22 protein-coding genes are annotated in these 24781 nt (G+C 46.7%); 13 read left to right on the top strand and 9 right to left on the bottom strand.

Annotated features, from left to right (window positions below; translation table 11 throughout):
* The first annotated feature begins 58 nt into the window (after positions 1-58).
* The gene (locus tag QUA57_RS16200) at positions 59-949 is read left to right on the top strand and encodes a sugar ABC transporter permease (protein WP_333062191.1); all 891 of its coding nucleotides are present in this window, start codon (positions 59-61) and stop codon (positions 947-949) included.
* A gap of 143 nt (positions 950-1092) precedes the next feature.
* Here QUA57_RS16200 and QUA57_RS16195 read toward each other — a convergent pair whose 3' ends face one another.
* Complete coding sequence (locus QUA57_RS16195; RefSeq protein WP_333062193.1) at positions 1093-1710, bottom strand: DJ-1/PfpI family protein; 618 nt, start codon at positions 1708-1710, stop codon at positions 1093-1095.
* Between the two features lie 77 nt (positions 1711-1787).
* Between QUA57_RS16195 and QUA57_RS16190 the strand changes: the two genes are divergently transcribed.
* Positions 1788-2147, top strand: coding sequence for a hypothetical protein (locus QUA57_RS16190; RefSeq protein ID WP_333062194.1), 360 nt, complete (start codon positions 1788-1790; stop codon positions 2145-2147).
* Positions 2148-2412: 265 nt separating this feature from the next.
* Here the strand turns inward: QUA57_RS16190 and QUA57_RS16185 are convergent, their stop codons facing one another.
* Both QUA57_RS16185 and lipA read right to left on the bottom strand, forming a co-directional pair.
* Positions 2413-2559 carry a photosystem I protein PsaX gene (locus tag QUA57_RS16185; RefSeq protein ID WP_333062195.1) on the bottom strand — a complete coding sequence of 49 codons (147 nt, stop codon included), beginning with the start codon at positions 2557-2559 and terminating at the stop codon, positions 2413-2415.
* Positions 2560-2685: 126 nt separating this feature from the next.
* Positions 2686-3642: a lipoyl synthase gene (lipA, locus tag QUA57_RS16180; RefSeq protein WP_333062196.1), complete on the bottom strand. Its 957-nt coding sequence runs from the start codon at positions 3640-3642 to the stop codon at positions 2686-2688.
* 198 nt (positions 3643-3840) lie between these two features.
* Here lipA and QUA57_RS16175 point away from each other — a divergent pair, with 198 nt between their 5' ends.
* Complete coding sequence (locus tag QUA57_RS16175) at positions 3841-4392, top strand: response regulator (protein ID WP_333062198.1); 552 nt, start codon at positions 3841-3843, stop codon at positions 4390-4392.
* A gap of 286 nt (positions 4393-4678) precedes the next feature.
* Positions 4679-5770 (top strand): PfkB family carbohydrate kinase, encoded by a 1092-nt coding sequence (locus QUA57_RS16170; RefSeq protein ID WP_333062199.1) that lies wholly within the window; start codon positions 4679-4681, stop codon positions 5768-5770.
* Positions 5771-5983: 213 nt separating this feature from the next.
* Here QUA57_RS16170 and QUA57_RS16165 read toward each other — a convergent pair whose 3' ends face one another.
* Positions 5984-7738, bottom strand: a complete 1755-nt coding sequence (locus tag QUA57_RS16165; protein ID WP_333062200.1) for a CapA family protein — start codon at positions 7736-7738, stop codon at positions 5984-5986.
* Positions 7739-8643: 905 nt separating this feature from the next.
* On the opposite strand from QUA57_RS16165, the gene QUA57_RS16160 reads away from it, so the two are divergent.
* From QUA57_RS16160 to QUA57_RS16120, 9 genes are all read left to right on the top strand, one after another.
* A complete protein-coding gene (locus tag QUA57_RS16160; protein ID WP_333062201.1) occupies positions 8644-9840 on the top strand; it encodes a HEAT repeat domain-containing protein in 1197 nt (398 codons plus the stop codon).
* A 105-nt stretch (positions 9841-9945) separates the two neighbouring features.
* The gene (locus QUA57_RS16155; protein ID WP_333062202.1) at positions 9946-11031 is read left to right on the top strand and encodes a glycosyltransferase family 4 protein; all 1086 of its coding nucleotides are present in this window, start codon (positions 9946-9948) and stop codon (positions 11029-11031) included.
* Between the two features lie 135 nt (positions 11032-11166).
* Positions 11167-11928, top strand: coding sequence for a type I methionyl aminopeptidase (gene map, locus QUA57_RS16150; protein ID WP_333062203.1), 762 nt, complete (start codon positions 11167-11169; stop codon positions 11926-11928).
* A gap of 305 nt (positions 11929-12233) precedes the next feature.
* A complete protein-coding gene (locus QUA57_RS16145; RefSeq protein ID WP_333062204.1) occupies positions 12234-13163 on the top strand; it encodes an LD-carboxypeptidase in 930 nt (309 codons plus the stop codon).
* A gap of 165 nt (positions 13164-13328) precedes the next feature.
* Positions 13329-14111, top strand: coding sequence for a hypothetical protein (locus tag QUA57_RS16140; protein WP_333062206.1), 783 nt, complete (start codon positions 13329-13331; stop codon positions 14109-14111).
* A 234-nt stretch (positions 14112-14345) separates the two neighbouring features.
* Entirely contained in the window at positions 14346-15410 is a 1065-nt protein-coding gene (hemE, locus tag QUA57_RS16135) for a uroporphyrinogen decarboxylase (protein WP_333062207.1), read from the top strand.
* 408 nt (positions 15411-15818) lie between these two features.
* On the top strand, positions 15819-16784 hold the full coding sequence (locus QUA57_RS16130) for an NAD(P)-dependent oxidoreductase (RefSeq protein WP_333062209.1): 966 nt from the start codon (positions 15819-15821) through the stop codon (positions 16782-16784).
* Between the two features lie 385 nt (positions 16785-17169).
* A complete protein-coding gene (locus QUA57_RS16125; RefSeq protein WP_333062210.1) occupies positions 17170-18762 on the top strand; it encodes a B12-binding domain-containing radical SAM protein in 1593 nt (530 codons plus the stop codon).
* Positions 18763-19088: 326 nt separating this feature from the next.
* Entirely contained in the window at positions 19089-19988 is a 900-nt protein-coding gene (locus QUA57_RS16120) for a M48 family metalloprotease (protein WP_333062212.1), read from the top strand.
* 275 nt (positions 19989-20263) lie between these two features.
* Here the strand turns inward: QUA57_RS16120 and QUA57_RS16115 are convergent, their stop codons facing one another.
* The 5 genes from QUA57_RS16115 to QUA57_RS16095 form a co-directional block, all read right to left on the bottom strand.
* Positions 20264-20500 (bottom strand): type II toxin-antitoxin system VapC family toxin, encoded by a 237-nt coding sequence (locus tag QUA57_RS16115; protein ID WP_333062215.1) that lies wholly within the window; start codon positions 20498-20500, stop codon positions 20264-20266.
* Position 20501: 1 nt separating this feature from the next.
* Positions 20502-20723: a type II toxin-antitoxin system VapB family antitoxin gene (vapB, locus tag QUA57_RS16110; RefSeq protein ID WP_333062217.1), complete on the bottom strand. Its 222-nt coding sequence runs from the start codon at positions 20721-20723 to the stop codon at positions 20502-20504.
* A 250-nt stretch (positions 20724-20973) separates the two neighbouring features.
* Positions 20974-22842 carry an ATP-dependent zinc metalloprotease FtsH4 gene (gene ftsH4 / locus QUA57_RS16105; RefSeq protein ID WP_333062220.1) on the bottom strand — a complete coding sequence of 623 codons (1869 nt, stop codon included), beginning with the start codon at positions 22840-22842 and terminating at the stop codon, positions 20974-20976.
* Between the two features lie 231 nt (positions 22843-23073).
* Entirely contained in the window at positions 23074-23547 is a 474-nt protein-coding gene (locus QUA57_RS16100; protein ID WP_333062223.1) for a tryptophan-rich sensory protein, read from the bottom strand.
* Between the two features lie 112 nt (positions 23548-23659).
* On the bottom strand, positions 23660-24505 hold the full coding sequence (locus QUA57_RS16095; protein WP_333062225.1) for a M48 family metallopeptidase: 846 nt from the start codon (positions 24503-24505) through the stop codon (positions 23660-23662).
* Positions 24506-24781 lie beyond the last annotated feature (276 nt).

The following is a 24781-nucleotide window of genomic DNA, read 5'->3' as shown; positions in this document are numbered from 1 at the left end:
TTGACATTGACCTATTTTGTGATACCATTTAAAACTAAAAGCTAAAATTTACAAGCCAATGGTTCGGATTAAATTTGGGCGTTTTAACTGGTTGGATAATGATGCGATCGCAGCTTGGACTTTTCTAGCCCCGGCTTTGCTGTTTCTGGGTACTTTTTTGATTTGGCCGATCGCCTATTTATTTTACCTCAGCTTTACCAGCGGCAGCTTTACCCAGTCGGGAGTGCGTTGGATTGGCTTCAACAACTACTGGCGTCTAGTCACAAACCCGGATTTCTGGCAAATTCTCCAAAATACGGTCTATTTTACTACTGCAACAGTCATTCCCAGTTTAGTGATTCCATTAGGCTTAGCAGTGTTGCTAAATCGCTCGTTTGCTTGGCGAGGAGCTCTCCGTACCGCTTATTTCATTCCTTCGATTACCTCTTTAGTTGCAGTGGGCTTGGGTTGGCGGTGGTTGTTTCAAACCGACGGCCCGGTGAATAATGCCCTAAGTGCGATCGGCTTAAATCCAATTCCTTGGCTTAGCAGCACAGTTTGGGCAATGCCAGTGATCATTCTGCTCAGTGTTTGGAAACAATTAGGCTTTAATATGGTAGTATTTTTAGCAGGATTGCAAGCAATTCCGGTAAATCGTTACGAAGCCGCAGAATTGGATGGAGCTAATGCTTGGCAGCAATTTTTGTACATCACTTTACCCGGTTTGCGACCGACTTTAGTATTTGCTACTGTCACTACTGCTATATTTACTCTGCGGAGTTTCGAGCAAGTTTACGTCATCACCGGCGGCGGCCCTTTGAACTCTACTAATTTGCTAGTTTATTATATTTACGAGCAAGCTTTTTCGCAATTTGATTTTGGCTATGCAGCCGCTGCGGCAACTTTCCTGATGGCTGTAGCTTTGCTATTAGTTTATTTACAACTAAAAGTTTGGGGCGAAGATGCTTGACATCACGTCCAGTAGCATCCTTCGTGTATGTGCGGGGCGGGTTTACCGAATTGTTTGTTGTAGGCAATTATGGTTGGTAAAACCCGCCCCAACGCGCAAATTATACAATTAACAATGCCCGATACCCGATGCCCAATGCCCAATTACCAATTCCCAATTTGATATTCCATGTGCTCTGCTGTTTGTTCAGCTTGTGCTGTTCCCAAAAGTTTGCCTACAACGTGCAAAGACATATCAATTCCCGCAGCAATTCCCCCAGAAGTGATGATTTTGCCGTTATCTACAAATCGCTGATTTTCAATAATAGTTGTGTTGGGAGCTAATTCTTTCAATAAATCCAATACTTGATGGTGTGTAGTTGCTTCCAAACCTTCCAACAAGCCAGCTTTTGCTAAAAGCAGCGAACCCGTACAGACAGAAAGCACTAATTCTGCTGTTCGCGCACAATCTTTTATCCAATTAATAACTGCTGAATTATCGATTAACTTTCTCGTACCTTGTCCTCCCGGTACAATTAAAATATCCGGTGGCGGACAATCGGAAATGGTGCAGTCGGGATTTACACTCAAACCATTGCGGGCGTTGACCGCACCGGGATGTTCGGCTACGGTAGAGACTGTAAAAGGTCGTGAAGCGAAGCTATCCCGAAGGGAATCGCCCTTACTTAATTCTGATGCCACCGAAAACACTTCAAAAGGGCCTGCAAAGTCTAGTACCTCGACATCATCGAACATTAAAATAGCTACGTTCCTAGTTGCCATAAGACATACTTCTGATAGAGGTCAAAATATCGGCGATTTGTTATCGTAGAACTGGTATAATTTAAATCATTAAAGCTATGCCGAAAAATATTCGCCATCGCGCCCTGAAACTCTGTGTTTTGTGTCTGGCTTGTGCCTTGGCAATTGCTGTTTCGCCAATTTTTACACCCGCCCAATCCACAACTCAATTAGAATTTCGCATTGTTCAATTAGAACGTCAAATTTCTGAACTTAGAGGACAAATCTACAGTTTGCAGAATCAAGGTTCTAGAGTTAACAGACCTCCGTCTCCTTCCGGTTCTGGTCGGACAAATGCTAGAATGCTGTCGGGAGACCCGATGTTTGACAATTTAGCAACTTTGGCAATTGAAACTAAGCAAGATGTTATCAAAATTCAAGAGCGGTTGTCAAAGCTAGAATCGTCCAGAAATCGCTAGAGAAGTCATTAGTTAGAAGAAAGAGGGAAGAAGGAAGGCACGACAAGGATTTTGACACGGATACAGGAATTAATTATTGAGTAAAAGTCGGAAGTCAGGAGTCAGGAGTCAGAAGGAAGAGGGAAAAAGTCAGTAGTCATTAGTTAGAAGAATGAAGTCATATTCTCGCCAACTCCAAACTCCAAACTGTCCCCCTCTCCATCTCTCCTATTCTCCGACGTTGAGGTCGAGAACAGCAGGGTCTGCTAAAAGTTAACTTGCAGAACTATTCAATGATATGGAAATAAAAGCCGGCCACCACAAAATTGATGGCTAACAGCAAGAGAAACCAGCCTGCGCGAAATGTGTAAGGGAATTTGCCCGTTTTCATCACGGAGTCGGATTTTAATTGGTTCTTGGCTATCTCTGGCATAGGTAAAGCTCCTAATTCATAATGTCACTCTATTCACAAATAGCAGAGAGCGTCGCACTTATGCACAATCCTCTAGAGTTATTTTTTGTAACAAGGAGTTTATACCGAGTTGAATTCAGATTAGTTTCAGTCGCTCTCTCCGGCGTGGTAGGAACTGCGGACGAGAGGCCCCGATCGCACGCGCTCAAACCCCATCTCCCGGGCGATCGACCCGAAACGGTCAAATTCGGCTGGCGTCCAGTATTTACGCACTGGGAGGTGATCTAGAGATGGTCTCATGTATTGACCGAGGGTGAGCCGATCGCACTTGGCATCCCGCAAATCTGTCATCGCTTCGACTATCTCGGCTTCGGTTTCCCCGTGTCCCAACATCAAACCGGATTTGGTGGGAATAGTTGGGTCATATTGCTTAACAATACGCAGAACATCGATCGAGCGATCGTACTTCGCCCCCCTCCGCACCGGCCCTTGCAATCGGCGCACCGTCTCAATATTGTGGTTGTAACAAGCCGGTTTAGCCTCCACCACCGTGCGAATCCGATCTCGCTGCAACTCATCGAGCCCTGAATTCTCCCCCTCTGAACTCCTGCCCATTCCCCCCCAAAAATCCGGCGTCAGCACCTCCACTTCAGTATGCGGGTTGAGAATGCGGATTTGGGCGATCGTCCTGGCAAACCAACCCGCACCCCCATCCGGCAAATCATCCCTCGCCACCGAAGTCAGCACCGCATAGCGCAAACCCAACAACTGCACAGCCTCGGCCACCTTTTTCGGTTCCTCCGGGTCGAGCGGCATCGGAGAATGACCTTTATCTACTTGACAAAAAGCACAAGCGCGGGTGCAAGTCGGCCCCATCAACAAAAAAGTCGCCGTTTTTTGCGCGTAGCACTCGCCCCGGTTGGGGCATCTCCCCTCCTCACAAATCGTGTGAATTTGCCGCTGTTTGATAATTTTTTGCACTTGGGAAAGTTCGCTAGCTTTGCCAACGGGTCTACGCAACCATTCCGGCATCGCCTCGATTTCACCCCGCATTTGGGCGGCAACTGCTTTGACAGTAGGAGTTTTAGGAGTTTGGGGCGACATAAAATTAAGTGGCGATTGAGTTAATTCCTTCGATCGTATCCGAAATCAAAGCCCCTGAACTTGTAGGAGTATCACCCGAAATCAGGATCGCGCCGAGGTGCAACAAAACTAAACTCGCCCAGAATTATGGGTAGAATTCTGTTAGGGATATACTGAAGGTTGCAAATCATCACTCATTCATTACTGAAGGAGTCAGTCGTGGCTGGTCAAAAAATCTTGGTAATCGATGACAGTAAAGTCATCCGCGTCCGAGTCCGAGAGATGTTGCCTCAGGGTAACTTTGAAGTTCTAGAAGCAAAAGACGGCGAAGAGGGACTCAAACTGATCCGTCAAGCCCGGCCAAATCTAATTATGTTAGATTTCCTACTGCCCAAAGTCAGCGGTTGGGAAGTGTATCAAAAAGTGCAAGCCCATCCTGAGCTTTCTAAGATACCTTTGGTGATCATGTCGGGCCGCGAAGAAGAGGTGATGGAAAAAATTCCGAAACCCTTTGAGAAGCATTTTTTTGCATTCATCGCCAAACCGTTTGAGAAGAAGCAGCTAACCGAGGCAATCAAATCGGCGATGGTACTGGCCAAAAAGAAACCAGTGCCGGAAGCCGCAGCCGCCGCCGCTGCACCCAGCTCTGGAGCGGGCGCCGCCGAAATTCAAGCGATGACTGCGAAAATGGCGAAAATGCAAGCGGAAATTGATGCACTCAAAAAACAAATGACTCAGGTGATTACGATCATCAAGCAGAAATTGAAATAATTCTGCAGTTTTTTGAAGGCACTTATGTAGAAGGAAACTTCCACACCGTGAAACTTTCAGTTGAGTCTCAAAGGCTGCGATTTTATCTGCATTTTTTTGCCAAATTGTTGGAGCGAGTGCGATCGCCAATAGCCTGCAACTGGTTTCTCAAAATCCCAGTGAGAAAATCAATTAAAAGTTAAAAATAAAACAAGGGAGGAAATTAATTATTAATTAATATTAGGATTTTTAATTCCCGCTCGTTCCACACTCAATTATTAACTCCTCAGTCTCATTTTTTTGGTTAATGACTAACGACTATTCCGATTTTTTGCCTCAACTGCGTGCCTCAACAGAGCAATTATTGAAAAGATTAGACTGCTTCGATCGAGCGCAGGTATTAGCGATCGGAGATTTGACCTTGGACGAGTTTCTTACCGGACAAGTAGAGCGAATTTCCCGCGAAGCACCTGTGTTGATTTTGCGCTACGAAAATACTCAGCAAGTACCCGGAGGTGGCGCAAATGCGGTCTATAATTTAGCCAAACTGGGAGGCCAAGTAAAAGTTGCTGGTTTGGTGGGAAAAGACGACCAGGGAAAGGCTTTGTGCGGTATTTTTGAGGCGGCGGGAATTGATACGGGTGGGATTTTAATCGATTCGCAGCGTCCAACTGTCACCAAAACTCGAATTTCCGGGCACGCGCGGCAGTCGGTGACTCAGCAAATTGTCCGAGTCGATCGCAAATCGGACGAGTTGCCGGATTTAGATTTGCAGTTGCAATTGGCAGACTACATCCGGCAGCAAATACCGACAGTAGATGCAGTGGTTTGTTCCGACTACGGCGACGGAGTTTTGACGAATTTGGCGATCGAATCGGCAGTGGTTCCCGGCAAAACAATAGTAGACGCTCAAACAAATTTGCAGCGATATTCTGGAGCAATGTTATTTACTCCGAACTTGCCCGAAGCCGAGCAAGCCGTCGGATATGCTATCAAAAACCCTCAAACTTTAATGCAAGCAGGACGGGATTTGTTGAACTTAACTCAAGCTCAAAAAATCCTGATTACTCGCGGCGAAGAAGGGATGACTTTGTTTGAAAGAGCGAACGGCGAAGAAATCAAAAATTCACCTTCTCCAACATCCATTTGTGAAAAGGGGGAATTTGCCATTCAAAGTTGGGACATTCCCCCTTTTAACAAGACTGATGTATTCGACGTAACCGGTGCTGGAGATACAGTTGTAGCAGCAATGACTTTAGCTTTGTGCGTCGGTGCATCTGGTTGGGAAGCGGCAGTTTTGGGCAATTTGGCGGCTAGTATTGTCGTGCGTCAGTTCGGTACGGCAACGACGACAGCAGACGAAATGAAAGAAGCTTTGAAAACGATGATTGCACTATAGGGGCGGGTAAGCTGTACTCCATTTAAATTGCATATTTCGGGCGTTGCTCCGAGCAACGGGCCACAAGAGTTTGATTACTTCCAGGCTCTGCCTGGTAACGCAGATCCGGAGGCTCAGCCTCCAATTTTCCCGATCACTTTTCGAGGCAGAGCCTCTGGATATCGGTTCCCAGGAAGAGCCTGGGAACCAGTTAAAATTCCCAATTCCCAATAACTACTTACTCTTTTTCAAAATTTGTCCCTTGTCATCAATTGTCAAACCGCTATTGGGAAAATCGCTCTTTGTCAAACGGTCAATCAACCCCACAGTCCTAAAATTGTTATCAACAGCCGGCACACCTCGCCCGTCAAGTTGGATGGGGATAATCTTACCAGAAACAAAATCCCCTTGCGGAGTCATTTTCACATCCAAAATTAGAGATTTACCGAGTGCTCCTGCTGAGGACAAAGTGCGATAACCCAAAAAATTGCCCAGCGAATAAGCAATCAATTTCCCTTTATAAAGTTCCATCGCTCGGGGAACGTGCGGGCCATGTCCCAAAATCAAATCTGCTCCCGCATCAATCATCGTCCGCGAAAACAAAACCATATTTCCCCGGTTTTCTCCGTAAAAGAACTCAGTTTTATTTCTCACATTCAGAGCTCCCGTTCCTTCAGAGCCAGCATGAACTGATATCACTACAATATCAGCTTTTTCCTTAGCTTTTTTGACAACTTCTGAGCCTGCTTTCAGTTCCAGCAAAGAATTGTGAACGTCGCCGTAGTTGCTGAAACCGATAAAGGCAAAATTCACGCCCTTGACATTTTTATAAACAATTTGATTTCTTTTACCAACAGCCTTCATGCCATTGCTGTCGATGTTTTTAATCGTGTCATTAAATCCCTGCTCGTGAAAATCGTAAGAGTGATTGTTGGCAATACTCAAAATATCAAAACCAACATCTTTGAAGATTTTGGCATAACTCGGAGGCGTCCGAAAGGCAATCAGCATTCGTCCGCCGCCTGCTTTGGAACTGTAAGGATAATCGGTCATCGTGCTTTCAAAATTGCCAAACAGAATATCAGCTCCTTTGAGGTACGGTTTTACCGACTCTAATAACATCTCTTTTTTTGCCGGCAGTTTGTTGTAGGGATAATTTGTACCGGGAACCATGTCGCCAACTGCTTTGATACTGACAGTTGCGGGCACAGTGGCAGGTTTTTTGGCAGCCGGGGAGGGCGATTTTGGATCTGGAAGGGGTTTGGCTGCGGCTGCTGGTGCTGGTGTCGAGCTCACTTCTTGTACCGCAGGCTTTGACGTTAGAGGGTTATTAGTAGCGGTGGTTGAAGATTTGTAAAGTTGAGAAGCCAGCACAAGGCCGGATATCGGCACGAGAATTAGACTCAGAGCACCGACTGAGAACCCAAATTTTTTAGTTTTAGTGCGGGCTAACTCTGGCTGCGGTGATGGCTTTTGCTGCCTTTGATTTGGGGGTTTTGGAGTGGGGATTTTAGGGGGTTGGGGCGGAGATTGTTCTGGTGTTGGAGGGGGCTCAATTGTGACATTTTGAGGTTTTTCTAGCTTGGGCAAAGTGACAGGAATGGGAGAAGCGGGTAGACTCGCGGCTACTGCTGCACTCGCGGCTACTGCTGCATTCACGGCAACTAATGCACTCACGGGTTCGGAAGTCAAGCGTTTTTTTAATTCTACCGTCTGAGTCCAAGCGGGCAATTGCTGGCCGCCCTGCCGCCCGTAAATTGTCACTGAGTAAAGGTTATTTGGTTGCAGCCGCTGCAACCCTTTGACTGCGACTCGGAGACAGGCTTCTTCTGCGGGCAATTGTTCTGCTTCCAGCAGCAGGTGCAGGGTGTCATTTTCCCGGCTGGCTTTAGCCGTGACGCCGAAGCTTTGGAGTGCTTGGCCGATCAGAAATGCGATCGCCCTGGCATCGCCTTCTTTTGCTAAATTTAAAATATCTTGTTGGCTCACAAACGCCTCTACTCTCACACTAGAAATTTAGGTCGATCTTATATCAAATTTGGCGGCACAGCATTAAATACCGATTGATTTAACTTAAGTAAGTGGGTATAAATAAACAGAACGTGGGGAGAAGGCGCGTGCGTGAAACGGTCTACTCGCTCTCACTATAGCTCCTAACTAAATCCGACCCTACTTTTACAAAATAGTATGATTTTTGGCGCTGGCTAGCTGAATACAATATTTCCTAACGGTTATCTTAGCCGATCGCCCAAACACTTCTATCCGGCATAATTGCCCCCTTCAAATTAACATCTGTCAAATCAGCGCTCTCTTTCTTACAGCATTTTTGGTAAATAAAACTGGTTTACGATCTCCAGAGTGCGTCCTTGAATGTACTGAAAATATGCGGTTGAGCAGGGAAGAATTAACGAAAAAATCAGGTTTCTCGTTTCCAATGCCAATCCCCCTGTCCCACTTCCGCCCAAATTCAGACAAAAACGATCGACCCGCAGGCTCGGAAGCTTGTTAAACTCTTGGTCATGCCACGCTATTAGTGAGAAATCGACGGCGAGCCACAATCGTCTGCTAGTGTCCCCGCAGTGCTGCGCTGCGGGGCCTGCACTGCACACTGCACGTAGGTGAGATTAGCTGCAATCAACTTTCGGGATGCCGCTGCTCAAGTCGCGGCCGCCGATGTAGTTGTTCGTTTTAAACTAATTATTTAAAGGAGTTGCACGTCAATGACACAATTGTGCTTATGAGAGCTGGCTCGGTGCCCTCTCAAACCAGGGTTTTTCGTTAGTCTGGTGCTATTAGTGAGTTAGTTAAGCCCATAGCAGCTAGGATCGAGCTAACTCAAGGTTAAACTAAAGCTCGTCATGCGGCGTTGCCTCTCAAAACCCGGATTGAGTCTTATGGCGCATTACCGCTCCTCTGTATGTTTGTTCACCTGCATTGCCTGTCTGGGCGCTGCGTTCAGTCCAAGTGCGGACGGAAAGCATCATGCTCTCAATGCTTCCTACCGGGCTGTTTCCCCAGAAATTGCTCAGGCGAACTCTCCCTCGGACGATCGCCAGGATTCCAAGCCTTCAAAACCGTCTCCAGCGCCCGATAAAAACAAATCTCAGCCGTCCAAAACGTCCAAATCTAATTCTAAGATCCCGAAATCGGTATCCAATTTGATCGTCATTTTGTCTCGTCAGCGGGGGTTCTTAATGTTGGGTTTGGCAGCAGTTGTCGTCACGGCAGCGGCAGTATTTATCATGCTCAAATTAGTTAGCAGTGACGAGTCAAATTATTCTAAGCGAAGACGAGGAAGATTTGATCGCCACAACCAAAGAAACTCTCAATTTACTAATCCTGATTCTCCTACAAACTCGCACGAAAGTAGACCGAAAGAGACTTCTTCGGGGCGACAGTCGCTGTCAGCCTTGCCCTACCCTTTTGATTTGCCAAAAGGCCACAGTATCGAGAGCAGCGATCGACCTTTACCGTTTATCAGGGAATCCGGGGAACCAGAATCCAAGGATGCAGCAGTCGAGGGCGATCGAATTAATTCCGACACCTCGCCCTTGGAACCTCACAGCAATGGGTACAGCAACACAGGTTTCAACATTCCTGAAACAACTAATCAAGGCGATTCCCTAGCGAGTCGCAAGAAAGATATTGCCCTTCCCGAAACGGATGGTAGACCTAAACTTGATATTATTGAAGCACTGATTGAAGATTTGCAGCACCTAAATCCGGCAAAGAGGGGCAAAGCAATTTGGGAACTCGGCCAGCGGGGAGATTCCAGAGCAGTTGAGCCGTTGCTCGATTTGCTAGCAAATTCCGACTCCAAGCAGTACAGTTTAATTTTGGCAAGTCTCTCGGAAATTGGCATTCGCACGCTCAAACCCATGAATAATGCGTGGTCAATTTCGCTGCAGAATGAAAATCCAGAAGTGCGTAAAAATGCAATTCGCGACTTGACGCGGATTTACGAATTGGTGAATCAAATCAGTTACTTGTTGCACCGTGCGACGGACGATCCAGATCCAGAAGTTCAGGAAACTGCTCGCTGGGCAATCAATCAGTTGAACCGCCTCCGTCCGCGTTCTGGAATGGATTAATAAATGTAGCAATTTTCAAATAATTTGAAGTTGAGATTTGAAATTGGAAATTTATAATTTAGATTATGTTAAAATTAGTGAATGCTGACTAATGACTAAGGACTAATGACTAATAACCATTTAAAACTATTGTTCCTCTCAACTTCGGTCGGTCAACTCGGTTCTGGGTTGGGCGGCGGAGTCGAACTTACAGTCCTTAACATCGCTAAAGAATTACAGAGTCGCGGTCATAAAATAGCAGTTGTAGCGCCGATTGGTTCAGTTTTAGAATCAATTCCCGTAATCGAAATAACGGGTGATTTGCAAGTAACGGCCCAAACACAAAATTACAATGATCCTATTGTGATGCCCGCAGATTCTGTGCTGGCGAATATGTGGGAATATGCTCGGCAAGTTCAGGATGAATGGGATGTCATTGTTAATTTTGCCTACGATTGGCTGCCGTTTTATTTGACACCATTTTTTAGGATTCCGATCGCACATTTGATCAGCATGGGCTCCCTTTCTGCAGCCCTCGATCGCATAGCCGGACAAACCGCCCTCCAGTTTCCTGGTACGATCGGAGTTCACACCGCTTCTCAAGCCAAAACATTCGCCTTTGCCGATCAATGTCAGTTGTTGGGAAATGGCATAGATTTATCCCTGTACGAATTTTGCAACCAACCGCAGTCTAAATTAGCTTGGCTAGGCCGCATCGCCCCGGAAAAAGGCTTAGAAGATGCAGTAGCAGCAGCGAAAATTACAGGCATTCCCCTGAAAATTATGGGCAAAATGCAAGATGAGGATTATTGGCAAAAAATTTGTGCAGATTACCCGGATGCTCCGGTAGAATATTTAGGGTTTCTGACAACAACCCAAATGCAAGAGCAAGTCCGTCAGTGCCGAGCATTGTTGATGACACCACGTTGGGTGGAAGCTTTCGGAAATGTCGCGATCGAGGCTTTAGCGTGCGGTGTGCCGGTGATTGCTTACGAGCGCGGGGGGCCGGCGGAAATTGTGAGAGACGGGCTGACGGGCTTTTTAGTGGAGCCTGATAGCGTAAATGGCTTGGTAGGTGCGATCGGCCGCTTAGACCAAATTGACCGCAGCGCTTGCAGGCGACAAGCAGAGGTAGAATATTCTTTAGCAGCTTTGGGCGATCGTTGTGAACACTGGTTCAAATCTATCACTGCTAGTAGGGTGCGTCAGTAATAATACTGGCCAATTTTTAGAAATATCCGCTGACTGACGCACATTATAAGTTTATTGAGCAGCAGTTCAACTCTATTCTAAAATTGAGTTAAATAAACTCTTAATCGAGTCCGAAAAAAGAAAACTGAAAAAACTATGGCAACCGAACGTTTAGTGCTTTTATCCAGTAGAGAAATCGAAAAAATGCGCCAAGCAGGCCGTTTAGCCGCCGAACTTCTGCTACATCTCGAACCTATGGTAAAACCGGGTGTAAGCACTCTCGAAATTAACGACGAAGCCGAACGCTGGACTTTGGCACACGGAGCAAAAAGCGCTCCGCTAGGCTATAAAGGATTTCCAAAATCTCTGTGTGCTAGCGTCAATGAAGTAGTCTGTCACGGCATCCCCAATGCGAAACAAATTCTGAAAGAAGGTGACATTATTAATATTGATGTAACACCTTTAGTTGATGGTTATCATGGCGATACTTCCAAAACTTTTTTTGTGGGAACACCTTCACCTGTAGCGAAAAAGTTAGTTGAAGTAACCGAGGAATGTTTAAGAAGAGGAATTGCGGAAGTCAAACCGGGTGCTCGTACTGGCGACATCGGTGCAGCGATTCAAGAATATGCTGAAGCCCAGGGTTTTTCGGTAGTGCGAAATTTTGCGGGACACGGCGTTCACCGCGTTTTTCACACCGAACCGGAAATTTTGCACTACGGTAAGCGGGGCACGGGGAAGAAGCTCAGACAAGGCATGGTTTTTACGATCGAGCCGATGATTAATGAGGGTACTTGGGAAGTGGAAATTTTGGCCGATGGTTGGACTGCTATCACGCAGGATGGAAAGCTTTCGGCTCAATTCGAGCATACTTTGGCTGTGACTGATTCTGGGGTCGAAATTCTGACTTTACCCTAGCAATGATTAACCAACAATCTCAAAAACTTATTCCTAAATCAATAATTAACCATGTCCGGTATGGGCGGGTTTCACCGACAATATCTAACGATTATCAACAATCTAGATAAACCCGCCCCGTCACAACCGATAACCCACATCAACCTGAAATTTGCATAGAATCCGAAAATGTAGGTTTGTATTTATGGGTGGGTGGGGGCGGGTTTTCGAGATTGTCTGTTTCAGTCAGAAATTGTCTGTAAAACCCGCCCATACGGAATTACGATCGATTTACCAAACACGATATAAATAATAACTAATAACTAATGACTGACATAAAATTTCTGCAACCAGGAGATTTGCTCAAAGTAATTGCCCCTAGTGGCACTTTGCGAGAATCAACCAACTTTGACAAGGGTGTAGAAATTTGGAAATCTCGCGGCTATCGACTTGAATTAACACCGGGTTTTGACGATCGCTGGGGCTATTTGGCAGGTTCCGACGAAAACCGCGTCCGACAGTTGGCAGATGCCCTCAATGACCCGGATTGTCGCGGTATTCTCTGTGTTCGTGGCGGTTTCGGCAGCACTCGACTTTTGGAAAAAGGAAATGTGGGAAAGGCGGAAAATTCCCAATTTCCAACTCCCGATTCCCATTCGCCGAAATGGTTAATCGGCTTTTCAGATATTACTGCTTTGCTGTGGAATCAGGCTAAATTGGGCGTTTGGGGCGTTCACGGGCCGATGCTGACAACTTTGGCTGCTGAACCGGATTGGTCTGTCGATCGACTTTTTGACTGCATAGAAGGTCGTCCCTTACAATCTTTGCAAGGTAAAGGATGGGGCAGCGGACAAGCCACCGGGCGGCTGTTTCCGGCGAATCTGACGGTGGCTTCTCATTTGCTCGGAACCCCGTATCAACCGGATTTGACCGGGGTTATTCTCGCCTTTGAGGATGTTTCCGAGGCTCCTTACAGGGTCGATCGAATGTTGACTTTGTGGCGGATGGCGGGGGCTTTCGCTGGGGTGCGGGGCATTGCTTTGGGGCGCTTCAGTCGTTGCGAGATTGAGCCAACTATTCCCAGTTTTAGCATTGAAGAGGTTTTGCGCGATCGGCTGGGGGACTTGAATATTCCCATTGTCTCGGATTTGCCCTTCGGGCACGAGGGAGTTAACGCTGCTTTGCCAATGGGAATTAGGGCGAGTCTCGACGCTGAATCGGGATTGCTGATTTGTGGCGATCAATCGCAACTTTAGATTAGGGATCAACGTCTATAACTTTAACATGAGATTTTGCACCCGCTAAATAGCCGGGTTGGGTGAGGTAGACACGGTTGGCAGAAATTACATTTAAAATGGATTGTGTATGCAAATGTCGGCGCCAAAAAAGCAAAAAAATTTTAAATTTTTCGAGAGGTTGATATGAAAGCACACAACTTGTTAAACAGTATTGCTGCCGCATTCCTAGTTACGGGATTGGCACTTACCGGGATTTCCTCAAGTGCGGTTGGCGAACAGATAGGGAATAACGATCGCATAGATGGAGTAATTCGCCGCACTTCCCCCATCTACCGTTTTCGGAATATGTGGGTTCCGGGCTCTCCGACGGAAGAATTGCGTGGTCAAGAATACACATTCAGCGCTCGGGAAGGCGATAACATTGAAGTGTTTTTAGACACAGATAGAAGTCGCGGTTTTACTCCCGTCATGGTGCTGTTTTACGGGAACAACAAACAAGTCGCTTTTACGCAAGACCGTTCTTTTAATTATCAAATTCCCCGTAGTGGCGATTACAAACTGTTAGTGTTAGCAAAAGATGCTGCCAGAGGCGGTAGCTACACGCTGGAAGTTGCGGGAATTGATGGGGGCGGCAGACAATCTCGCAATTCGCGGGACGATTGGTACACGAGGCGAGATAGCGATCGATATGACGGTGGATATGATAGAGAACGGCTGTTGCAAAATGATTTTGACTTGCAGTCTATTGATTGTCGCGAGAGACGTTCTATGGTGAGAGTAAGGTTTGACGAGGGTAATCAAGACTCGACTTACTGCGCTGTCCCGAATAGAAGGTATCCGGCGGGAGATTATTATTACAATTCGCGGACTAGAGAGTTAGACTCTGCGAGGCGGAATGATAGTAGATTCGATGCGGGCCCAGATCAATGTCGGGTAGTGGTGGGCGGAGTCTGCGTGACGAGGTAAGTAGGTCAAACTGTAGCTCAGAAACCCGGTTTCTTCGTAGAAACCGGGTTTCTGGCCCTATACACAGGATTTATACCAGTTCTTTATATACGAGTCGATCTCTGGCTATCGCCTCACTTTCTTTGGCCATGACAAAATACACATTTGTACACACAACGATTTTGTCAAAAAGGACGATCGCACAGTGGTAAGCTACCAAAGGCATTGAAATATCTAAGGTAGAGAAAAGTTAAAATGTCGGCATTAAAAGAAGTTCCCTTGTTGTTGCGGGCTGCCCGCGGCGAAACCCTAGACCGTCCGCCAGTGTGGATGATGCGTCAAGCCGGTCGCTACATGAAAGCCTATCGAGATTTGCGAGAAAAGTATCCCTCGTTTCGCGAACGTTCCGAAATTCCCGAAGTTGCGATCGAAGTTTCCCTTCAGCCGTGGCGCGCGTTTCAACCCGACGGCGTAATTCTGTTTTCCGATATTGTCACCCCCATGCCGGGTTTGGGCATCGACATGGACATCGCCGAAGGCAAAGGCCCGATTATCCACGCACCCATCCGCACTCAGCAGCAAATCGACAACCTGCAACCGCTGAACCCGGAAGAAAGCTTGCCGTTTATCAAAACCATCCTGAAATCCCTGCGCGAGGAAGTCGGCAACAAATCCACCGTGCTCGGCTTTGTGGGCGCGCCGTGGACGCTGGCGGCCTATGCGGTTGAGGGTAAAGGTTCTAAGGATTATGCGATCATCAAAAACATGGCATTTTCCGATCCAACTTTACTGCATCAGTTGCTGTCGAAATTCGCCGATGCGATCGCCGTTTACGTGCGCTATCAAATCGACTGCGGCGCGCAAGTAGTGCAAATGTTCGACTCTTGGGCCGGCCAACTCTCCCCGCAGGACTACGACACCTTCGCTCTACCTTACCAGAAACAAGTATTCGAGCAAGTCAAAAAAACCCATCCCGACACACCGCTAATTCTGTTAGTCACCGGTAGCGCCGGCCTCCTCGAACGCATGACAACATCCGGCGCGGATATCATCAGCGTCGATTGGACAGTTGATATGGCCGACGCGCGCAAGCGTTTGGGCCCGAATATGAACGTTCAAGGAAATCTCGATCCGGGCGTGTTGTTTGGTTCTCAACCGTTTATTCGCGATCGAATTCTTGATACAATTCGCAAAGCGGGCCCGCGCGGACACATCCTCAATTTGGGACACGGTGTATTACCGGGAACTCCCGAAGATAACGTGCGTTTCTTCTTTGAAACCGCAAAACAAGCCGACAAATTGCTTGCAGTTGCTGCTTGATTTGATTTCGATTGTAGAATCCGATCGAATCCGGTTAATTGCACCTGATATTTGTAGGGAGACGGCAATGCCGTCTCCCTACCGTCGAAAAAGATTATATAATCGGAGCGAATCGGGTTAATTGCATCTGATATTTGTAGGACACTCCAAGAGCCCCTTGGTGTCAACTGAACGTAAAACCGACCGTCTCTCTTGTTTGTATCAAAGTCTAGATCCCCCCTAACCCCCCTTAATAAGGGGGGATATGAAGCACTCAAACTCCCCCTTCTTAAGGGGGATTTAGGGGTATCTGGACTCGAATAAAAGGGATATTCCTCATGGACTTTAGGTTTAAGTTGACACTAATAGCCAATGCCGTCTCCCTACTGTCGAAAAAGCGTCAAACCCTCCCTCTTCCCCTGCGGCAAAATGAACTCCAAAAAAATTTTTGTGACGGGTGCAAGTGGCTGTATCGGTCACTACATGGCCGAAACTTTGATTCAAGAGACAAACCACGAACTTTACTTATTAGTTCGCAACCCAGAAAAATTAAAATTTGACTGGAAAGCCCGCCCCGGCATCCATATAATACAAGGCGATATGCGAGATATCGATCAACACGCCGAACTTCTGCAAACAATTAATGTCGCAATTGTAGCCGCTACTGCTTGGGGAGGAACTCAAGAAGTTTTTGATGTTAACGTAACCAAAACTCTGCGCCTAATTCAACTACTTTCGCCACAGACTTGCCAGCAAGTAATTTATTTTTCAACTGCCAGCATTCTCGGTAGAGACAACAATTTGCTCAAAGAAGCCGGGGAACTGGGGACAGATTATATTAGCTCAAAGTACAACTGCATGGTGCATTTGTCAGCTTTGACAAATGTGCCTCCGATTACGGCACTTTACCCGACATTAGTATTGGGAGGAGACCCTGAAAAACCAGTCTCTCACTTGTCATCTGGCCTACCACTTGTCGCCAAATGGATTGGTTTGATTCGCTGGTTTAAGGCAGATGGCAGTTTTCACTTCATCCACGGTGCAGATATTGCCAAAGTAGTTAATTATTTAGTTGAACATCCACCTGCTTCCGAAGAACCGCGACATTTTGTGCTAGGAAATCCGGCGATTACAGCTAATGAAGTGGTAGAACAAGCTTGCCAGTATTTGAATAAAAAGATATTTTTTCGGATTACTCTGTCACCTTGGCTGGCTGATTTCTTTATTTGGCTGTTCCGAATTCAAGTGGCTGCTTGGGATAGATTTTGCATCAGCTACCGCCATTTTACCTATCAAAATCTTGTGAATCCCGAAAGCATAGGAATGCCGAGTTACTGCGGCACAGTTGCCGATATGTTAAGAACTAGCGGGATTCCTGGCAAAGATTCAAATTAGAAGGAAAAGGGAACAGGGAAAAGGGAACAGGGAAGAGGGAATGTGTATCTTACGAGATATATGTAGGGTGCGCCGAGGCGCATCTTACGAATAAGGGAAGTTTTTACAGTTCTTTTTTGCCTTAATCCCATGCTTTTTAAATGCGATTATCGTCAATTAAGGGTCAAATACGATAAGATATCAGCATTTGCAAACTTTAACAGGGAACTGCAAGCTAAAAATTGCGCTCATTGTGTGTGGTTTAGGGGGTGTGACCCATCGCCAAATATTTGATCGAGTGCAAGATCGTAATTTTAGCCTTAACATGAAGTCTTGAGAGTCGATCGAACTCTCAAACACGCCAGCCCGATCGCAAGTTGTTTACTGATGTGAGGTTTAACATATAATGCGAGTTCTTCTAGTTTACCCGCTGTTTCCGAAAACATTTTGGTCTTACGAGAAAATCTTAGAATTAGTTGATCGGAAAGTTCTGCTGCCACCGCTGGGTTTGGTAACAGTAGCAGCTATTTTACCCCAAGAATGGGAATTTAAGTTAGTCGATCGCAACATCAGACAAATCACCGAAGCAGAATGGGAATGGGCAGAGCTCGTTATTCTGTCAGCAATGATTGTCCAAAAAGAAGATTTGCTAGACATCATTCGCGAAGCAAAACGGCGCGGTAAATCCGTAGCTTGCGGCGGCCCTTACCCCACTTCCGTACCCGAAGAACCTCAAGCAGCGGGCATAGATTACCTGATTCTAGACGAAGGCGAAATCACCTTGCCGATGTTCGTCGAAGCAATAGCGCGCGGCGAAAAAAGCGGAGTTTATCGATCGGATGGCGTAAAACCCGATGTTACGACAACTCCTGTCCCCCGCTTCGATTTGCTGGAATTAGATGCCTACGATTCGATGTCGATTCAATTTTCCCGAGGTTGTCCCTTCCAGTGCGAATTCTGCGACATCATCGTCCTCTACGGCCGCAAACCCCGCACCAAAAACCCCCAACAATTGATAGCAGAATTAGACTATCTCTACAACTTGGGCTGGCGGCGCGGCGTGTTCATGGTAGACGACAATTTTATCGGCAACAAACGCAGCGTCAAACTGTTGCTAAAAGACTTACAAGTCTGGCAAGAAGAACACAAATTTCCGTTTACTTTCAACACAGAAGCCTCCATCGATTTAGCCCAAGACCAAGAATTGATGGATATGATGGTAGCGTGCAATTTTAATGCAGTATTTCTAGGGATTGAAACTCCCGATGAAGAAAGCCTGCAAATGACCAAAAAATTCCAAAATACCCGCAATTCTCTGATAGAATCCGTAGAGTTAATTGCCAAATCCGGTTTGCGAGTAATGGCCGGATTCATCATCGGATTTGACGGCGAAAAACCCGGTGCCGGCCAGCGGATTGTCCAGTTTGCCGAAGCAGCAGCAATTCCGAGCACAACCTTTGGAATGCTGCAAGCTTTGCCGCACACTGCATTGTCCCACAGACTAGCAAAAGAAGGGCGGTTGCGCGACAAATCTGGCAACCTCAACCAGACTACCTTGATGAACTTTATCCCGACGCGGCCTCTCGAAGATATTGCCCGCGAATATGTCGAGGCATTCTGCGAAGTGTACGATGCTGAGAAATATTTAGACCGGACTTATCGCCATTTCTTAATGTTGGGTGCACCTACAGCAAAGATACCTGCGAGAGTTCCCAGTTGGATCGATTTGCGAGCACTGTTAACTGTGGTTTGGCGGCAGGGAGTCAAGCGCAAAACTCGCTGGAAGTTTTGGCATCATTTGTTCAGCATTCTCAAGCGCAATCCTGCGGTTTGGGATCATTATTTAACAGTGTGTGCTCACAACGAGCATTTCCTGGAATACCGCCAGATTGTGCGGGATGAAATCGAAGCTCAATTAGCCGAGTTTTTGGCTAATGAGTCTCAAACCGTCTATCAAGAACCTGTTCCTGTTGAGGAAAAGCAAGTGCAAGCGGTTTAGGGTTGAAGAATTCAACCGCAGATGAACGCAGACAAACGCAGATGAATGTAAGATTGTCTGCGTTTATTTTGTTTTTAATCTGGGTTTATTTTGTTTTTAATCTGGGTTCCAGGTTCGGGCTGGAAATGTCATATCCTGCCGCTATGCCACCTTTTGAGAGCAGGCGAGAGAGCCTCCCGAGGGATTCCCAGTTTCTGACAGAAAACTTGAAATACTACTATTGGCGGCAGCAGTTATTTCGGCAGATAGAGGCGCGATCGCCCGCAATTATGAAAATCTAATTACAAGCTCAAAAATATCAAAATAGCGATCGCCCTCAACCCGCCATGCTAGGAACAAATCAACTCAGAACAGCCGCTCTCTTAGGACTCCTAAGCGGCCTTCTCGTTTTAGGAAGTTATTATTTAATCGGGAACGAGCAAGGACTTTACATCGGTTTAGCGCTAGCCGCCTTCTCAAGTTTTAGCTCTTGGTACTATTCCGACACGGCCGCGTTAATGGCTTACCGCGCTCAGCCGCTCGCCCGCAGCGAAGCTCCCGAACTCTACGATATGGTAGCCTCGCTGAGCGAAAAAGCCCAAATTCCGGTGCCGAAAATATTTCTAGTTCCCACTCAATCTCCCAACGCATTCGCCACAGGAAGAGACCCGGAACACGCGACAATAGCAGTTACTGAAGGCATCATCAAGCTGCTTTCCCGCGAAGAATTGGAAGGGGTTTTAGCGCACGAACTTACTCACATCCGCAACCGCGACACCCTCACTCAAGCAGTTGCAGGCACAATTGCCGGTGCGATTACATTTGTCGGGCGAATTCTGACTTTTGGAGCGCTTTACGGCCCGGTAACGCGGGATAGCAGACAAGGCGCAAATCCTTTTGGTTTGCTGTTTTTAATCATTTTAGCACCGCTATCAGCAACCGTAATTCAATTGGCGATTTCTCGGACGAGGGAATTTGCAGCCGACAGCGGTGCGGTGGAAATTACCAATAACCCGATCGGCTTAGCAAACGCGCTGCAGAAATTAGAGAAACTGGGTCATGAAATTCCCATGCACGGCAATCCTGCAATGTCGCCGCTGCTGATTGTGAATCCTTTTTCGACTAAAGGTTTGCAGTCACTTTTCCGCACTCACCCGCCGACAGAGGATCGCATTCAACGCCTTTTGGAAATCGCGCAGCAGCAGCAGCAAGGTACTCCAGTTATGGCCTACGTGCCCGGAATTTAATCGGTCGAAAATGCAGCAACAATATTTAGAAACCCGGTGTTTTGAAGCAGCCGGATTTCTCTATGTTTATTGGGTTTTTGGTTATTAATTAGGTAGGGGCGATCGCTAGTATAAAACTTTTGCCTTCTTCATGACCAAACTCGCTGAATTGGATAAGCATCAAAAGCCTCATCGCGACTAATCAAAACCAGCGAATGATTCATAGTCTGTGCTACCAGAATGCGATCGAAGGGATCTCGATGATGCAGAGGAAGACCTGCATAAATCTCCGTGTCTTAAAGTGTAATTGGTAGAATTTGAGCGTTAATGTATTGCAATTCCTTCGGCAGGTCTTCAACTGGTCGATTCAGTTGAAGCTTACCGACATTAATTTTAATAGAGATTTCCCACAGGCTGGCAATACTAAAATATAAACCTGTTTTAGTATCGATCGCTTCTTTTGCTTTAGTACCTAGATTGGAATCGCCAAGCAAATACCACAGAAAGGCATGAGTATCTAAAAGGGATTCCATGTTACATATATTCCTTTAGATCTTCCAGCGGTTCATCGAAATCATCAGACATAACGATCTGACCAGCCCAACTACCATAACCATGAGGTTGTTCAAGTTGTTCGGGAGATGTTTCTGTTTTGGCGTGTTTTTCAAGTAGATATTTTGCATAATGCAATATCTCTTGTTTGAGAGATTCTGGCATCTTGACGACAGTTTGAAAAATCTGTAGCTCGATAGTCATGATTTCTGTACAATTTTTACTATGTCATATTCACCAATTATACTGTAATGGCAGTCAGAAGGTATTTGGTGCGAAGGGAGAGCGCCCTGTGATTGCTCTCCCTTAATACGATTACTTGCGATCGCACAAACGCGGGTTTGTCCGTTTGCCGTTGTCTGTTTCAGTCGGCTCATCGTGGAGTGCGATCGCAAAACGCAGATGATTTGGAATCATCTGCGTTCATCTGCGGTTTAATTAAACCCTATTAACCTCAAGCCGTAACCTTATCTAAAGCCCGCACTTGATGGAGAAATTCGCGAAGTGCATCGCCTTCCACCACTTCAGTTTCCAACAGCTTCTGCGTAATTGTTTCCAACAATTCCCGATTTGCTTTCAGAATATCCACAGCTTGTTGGTGTGCAGTTTCGACAATTTCCTTCACTTCTTGGTCGATCGCCTCCGCAGTTTGAGCACTGACAGCGCGGCGGGCATTTCCCATACCGTCGTTGAGGAACATTGCTTGCTGGCCTCGATCGTAAGCTAGAGGCCCCAAAACCTTACTCATCCCGTAAGTGGTCACCATCCGTTCAGCTAGATCGGTCGCCCTTTGCAAGTCGTTGGAAGCGCCAGTAGTGATGCTACCAAACACGACTTCCTCAGCCGATCGCCCGCCCAGCAGTGTAGCAATTTGACCGCGCAGTTCCGATTCATCCAACAAGAAACGGTCTTCAGTCGGTACTTGCAACGTGTAACCCAGTGCAGCCATACCGCGCGGGACGATCGAGATTTTTGACACTTCGCCGCCGCCAGTCATCGCAGCACCCACCATCGCGTGCCCGACTTCGTGGTAAGCCACAATCTTTTTCTCTTTTTCGTTGAGCACCCGGCTTTTCTTTTCCAAGCCAGCGACAACGCGCTCAAACGCCTCATAAAAGTCTTCCTGAGCTACAGTTAGGCGCTTGTTGCGAGCAGCTAGCAAGGCAGCTTCATTGACCAAATTTGCCAAATCTGCGCCCGAAAAACCGGGGGTGCGAGTGGCGACCGCCTTCAAGTCAATATCCGGGCCCAACTTCACTTTTTGAGAGTGAATGTTCAAAATTGCTTCGCGGCCGGATAAATCCGGGCGATCGACTAAAACTTGGCGATCGAAACGACCAGGGCGCAACAAAGCAGCATCCAAACTTTCCGGGCGGTTAGTTGCAGCCAGCACAATTACCGTAGTATTGCCCGCCGCAAAACCATCCATTTCAGTTAATAATTGATTGAGAGTTTGTTCGCGTTCATCATTCCCACCGAAGCTAGCGTTACTGCTACGAGATTTGCCAATCGCGTCCAATTCATCAATGAAAATAATACAAGGAGCCTGTTTCTTTGCCTGCTCGAATAAATCTCTAACTCTTGCAGAACCAACACCCACAAAGAGTTCCACAAACTCTGAACCGGAGATGCTAAAAAACGGCACGCCAGCTTCACCAGCCACTGCTTTTGCTAGCAGCGTTTTGCCAGTTCCCGGAGGTCCGACTAACAGCACGCCTTTCGGAATTCGCGCGCCAATTGCCGTAAACCTGTCAGGAGTTTTCAGAAATTCAACAACTTCGACTAATTCAGTTTTAGCTTCTTCTACTCCAGCCACATCAGCAAAAGTAATTTTAGCCGATTCGCCTTCTACATAGACCTTAGCCTTGCTTTTGCCGAGCGACAGCGCACCCTGCGGTCCGCCACCCTGTCTGTTCATAAAAAATTGAAAAATCGCCACAAAAATCAGCGGCGGAACCACCCAGCTTAAAACACTGCCGATCCAGCCATTTTTAGCCGGCGGAGTTGCCGCAAATTCAACGCCTTTTTCTTGCAAAAGTTTAGGCAGTTCCAGGTCAAAAATTGGAGTAGTTGACAGCACTTGACCGGGTTTGTCACCCTCGCCTTTGAGTTGGTAGCGAATTTCATTTTGGCCTACCGAAGCTCGGACTACATCTTGTTCTTGTACTTGATGGACGAACAAGCTGTAAGGCACTTGCGGAATTTGGGAACCGAACAAATTCGGTAAAAAGATGTTTGCCAGCAGAAACAAACTTGAGAGCAATAACAAGACATTGCTAATTTGTCGAAAACGAGGTGCTTGGGGCTGGTCTTTAATGGCCATTGATAACTGTCATCCTTTGATTTAACGCTGTTTTATTCATCTATTTTCTCATCAAATACCCACACACTGTTAAGCGGATTTCCTCACTTTTTCGGGTGGGTTAACCCGCTAGCACGGATTTGCTATTATTAACAATGTTTTTTTTAACTAACCGCGAAGACGCTAAGGACACAAAGGGAGAGAAGAGAAGAGGGTTATAGTCTGTAGGGTGCGCCGAAGAACACCGAATATTTATGCAGCTTCTGGGTTTAATTGAATCATTTCCCAAGTAGTATAAGTGCCGATCGCACCCCAAATCGCGTAAGGCAAAAGTAACAAAGCGGCGGTTTGAGAAATCGGCAAAACAGCCAACGCCAGCACAACTCCCAAAATCTCGCCAGCCCCTCCCAAAATTGTTCCTACTTTGAGACTTTTGGCTCTGAGAGTAGCAGGAATATAAGCAACTGTTACAATTTCTAAAAGTAAGTACAAAGCCATCAGCAGCCATGTTTTAAGGCTCCCTGGTTCCTGTTCCCACACGAAAGTAGCGCTGCCGGCCCCGCAAGCAAAAATTACCGTCCAAATTAACGGAATTGCAGGCTCAAAAAACATCCAATCGGGTCTTTGAAGTTTGACTGCCCAGTTAATATCGCGCAGTTTAAAAAACAGAGTGCCCATGGCGACTGAGAAAGTCACGCCGCCGATAATCATCCAAGATTGAATCATGGTTTTCAACTTTCCAATTGCTCGATCGCTCATTAAGTCGATCGTGCCAACTCCCAGCCGAACTTAGATCCGCCTTTAGTAATAACTTTTGTAAAGCCCTATGCAATTATTGCTAACCGCCAGACAAATTCTTAGCAAACTCCTCGCGTCCAGACACCAAATTAGCTGGAACGCCGTTAGGGTAATTTTGCGCGATTAAAGCTTGCAACTTTTGAACTCGGTTTTCAGGGTTGGGGTGAGAACTCAAAAACTCCGGCGGCGCTTCGCCCTTCCTAGCAGCACCGAGAATTTGCATCACCTCAACAATACCTCTAGGATCGTAACCCGCTTCCGTCATAAACCGAAAACCGAGCCGATCGCTCTCAAGTTCGTCAGACCTACCGTACCGCAAACCGACAACTTGATTGACAGCTTGAGCAATTAATGCTGCCTGCTGACCACCCCCGCGATCGTCGCTAGTAGCCACCCCAACCGCCGTTACCAAAGCCCTGCCCAACTGCTGTTTTGCCAAGTGTTCCGCACCGTGGCGGGCGACAACGTGACCGCTTTCGTGCCCTAGTATAGCGGCCAACTGAGCCTCGGAATTTAGCCGGCGCAGCAGCCCCGCAGTAATGAAAACTTGTCCCCCCGGTAAAGCAAAAGCATTGACTGTTTGGGGATCTCGCAGCAGGTGGAATTCAAACGGATAACCTGCTTGTTTCGCCGCCGAACCGTTGACAACTCGTGCTCCTACTTGATCGATATACTGCTGAATACTTTGGCTGGGATAAAGCCCCCCGTGCTTGGCTGCCATTTGATCTCGCGCCTGCAATCCCAAAACTATCTCCTGGCGGGGAGAAAGCTGCACCCGCTGTCTCTCTCCTGTTACGGGATTTTGTACGTCGTTTGTAAAATAGGTAATTGCCCCAAAAAATGCCATTAATAGTCCGATCGCGGCTCGAAATAAAAATTTGTTCACAGGCTTTTACCTAAAAAGTTTCGCGATTAGACTACTACACTGACAGCTACCTCCACATCTGCCTGAAGTATCAAAAATGGAAAGTTGTTAGAGTTTTTTGGAATATTTTGCGAGCAAGGCTTTTTTTAAGAACCGGGAAGGCGCAAAGAACACGCAGGAAGAGAAGAAGAGAAGAAAATAATAGAAGAAGGTTATAGTTACAATACTCCGGACAGTTTTTAAGCAGCCAAAGTACCATAAGACAAGACTGAAGGAAGATTAGGGTGATTTAAAATC

It is taken from the genome of Microcoleus sp. Pol7_B2 (genome assembly GCF_036701035.1).
Lineage (GTDB): Bacteria > Cyanobacteriota > Cyanobacteriia > Cyanobacteriales > Microcoleaceae > Microcoleus.
The sequence above is the reverse complement of the archived record's forward strand: the minus strand, read 5'-3'. Positions and strand labels throughout refer to the sequence as shown.